Here is a 2,062-nt window from a genome sequence, read left to right as displayed (position 1 = left end):
AGGCCGCGAGGCCTCCCCCCTTTTTGCTTTAATGGGCAACATTCCTTATGCAATTAAATCAATTTAATCATCCACCGCTTAATATAGACGTTCACCGTTCTGTGGTCGGTTCTCTGTTCTCAATGGACTAATATTTGCTTTAGCGCACTGACGCGCTTGTCCTGTTTTACACGGGTCGTTTTATTGATTGTGACGGAAGGACTCACATGGCAGATGTTCATGAGCTGCTTGATACTTGGATTGCCAATGTCAAGGACGAGGAGCTCCTCGCTGAGCTCAACACGATGAAGGAGCAGGGTGATGAGGACGCCATCACCGACGCTTTCTTCCAGGATCTCGCCTTCGGTACTGCTGGTCTTCGCGGCACTATCGGTGCAGGCACTAACCGTATGAATATCTATACGGTCGGTCGTGCGACCCAGGGATTCGCTGACTACCTCAATGCGACCTTCGAGCATCCGACGGTCGCCATCGCTCGCGATAGTCGCAATAAAGGTGAGCTGTTCGTTAAGACGACGGCTGCCATTCTTGCAGCAAACGGTGTGACTGCCCTTGTGTATCCCAAGATTTCTCCTGTGCCGACGCTTTCCTGGGCTGTTCGTGATCTTAAGTGTTCCGGTGGCATTTGCATGACCGCTAGTCATAACCCGGCGCCGTATAACGGCTATAAGGCCTATGGCCCCGACGGCTGCCAGATAACCAGCGAGGCCGCCGATGCAATTTCTAAGGCCATCGCCGAGACCGATACGTTCACCGGAGTGAAGTCCATGGACTTCGATGAGGCTCTTGAGCAGGGTCTGGTCAAATGGATCGATGACTCGTGCCTCGAGCGTTATTACGACGCCGTACTCGCGCGCGGCGTTACGAATCTTTCTGCCGAGGAGATTGCCGGCGCACCGCTCAAGCTTGTCTATACGCCGTTGAATGGTACCGGCCTCATTCCCGTTACCACGGTGCTCGAGCGTGCTGGCATCACCGATGTAACGGTTGTTCCCGAGCAGAAGGAGCCTAACGGCGATTTCCCGACCTGCCCGTATCCTAACCCCGAGATCCGTCAGGCCATGCAGAAGGGCATCGACCTGTGCGAGCAGGTTCACCCCGATCTGCTGCTTGCAACAGATCCTGACGCCGACCGTGTTGGCGTTGCCGTTAAGAATGGCGATGACTATCTGCTGCTGACCGGCAATGAGATGGGCGTTCTGCTCCTCGACTATATCTGCAAGACCCGTGCTGCCCGCGGTGAGGACCTCACTAAGAAGGTTGCCGTTACTACTATCGTTTCTTCCGCCATGGTTGACGCTTTGGCCGACGAGTACGGTTTTGAGCTCCGCCGCTGCCTGACGGGCTTCAAGTACATCGGCGACATCATCACTTCTCTTTCCGATGCTGGCGAGGTCGATCGCTTTATCTTCGGTTTCGAGGAGAGCTACGGCTATCTGGCCGGCGACCACGTGCGCGACAAGGACGCCGTGAGCACTTCGCTTCTGATTTGCCAGATGGCGCAGTATTACAAGCTCCAGGGCAAGAACCTCGCCGATGCGATGCACGAGCTGTACGAGAAGTATGGCTACTATCACAACAAGACGATTTCGCTGAGCTATCCGGGCGCTGAGGGTGCGGCAAAGATGGCCGGCATCATGGCTGGTCTGCGCGAGAACCCGCCCGCGGAGCTCGCCGGTTCCAAGATTGAGGCCGTCGTGGATTACAATACCTGCGTGAACGGCCTGCCGAAGGCTAACGTCATTGAGTTCGATCTTGAGGGTGGTAACAAGGGTATTGTTCGTCCTTCCGGCACCGAGCCCAAGATTAAGCTGTACATCTTCGCAAAGGGCGCGGATGCCGCCGAGGCTGATGCAGCACTTGACGCGATTGAGGAGTCCGGTCGCAAACTATTGGCCTAAGGCTTTGAAAGCCTATTTCTATAGATAGACGGAGGAGGGGATCTCGGAAACGAGGTCCCCTCTATATTACTGGTAAATACAGCTGAGAATCCCAAACTGTGTAGGAAATGTGTACGCCCAGATTCCCGCCCCCGGGGCCCATCCGGTCTGGCAATATATCT

The 2,062-nt window shown here is 55.1% G+C and carries 1 protein-coding gene; it reads left to right on the top strand.

Translation table 11 applies throughout. The features are described 5' to 3' along the window. Positions 1 to 206 precede the first annotated feature (206 nt). Complete coding sequence (locus DW732_RS09685) at positions 207 to 1,901, top strand: phospho-sugar mutase (protein WP_006235592.1); 1,695 nt, start codon at positions 207 to 209, stop codon at positions 1,899 to 1,901. The last annotated feature ends 161 nt before the right edge of the window (positions 1,902 to 2,062 follow it).

Source organism: Collinsella sp. AM28-11LB (assembly GCF_003469895.1).
In the GTDB taxonomy this organism is placed as follows: domain Bacteria; phylum Actinomycetota; class Coriobacteriia; order Coriobacteriales; family Coriobacteriaceae; genus Collinsella.
This window is presented reverse-complemented; position numbering and strand designations above follow the sequence as displayed.

Bases quoted from the DNA above. Each gene is read 5' to 3' on its own strand.
- DW732_RS09685 (WP_006235592.1), top strand. From the start codon at position 207: ATGGCAGATGTTCATGAGCTGCTTGATACTTGGATTGCCAATGTCAAG.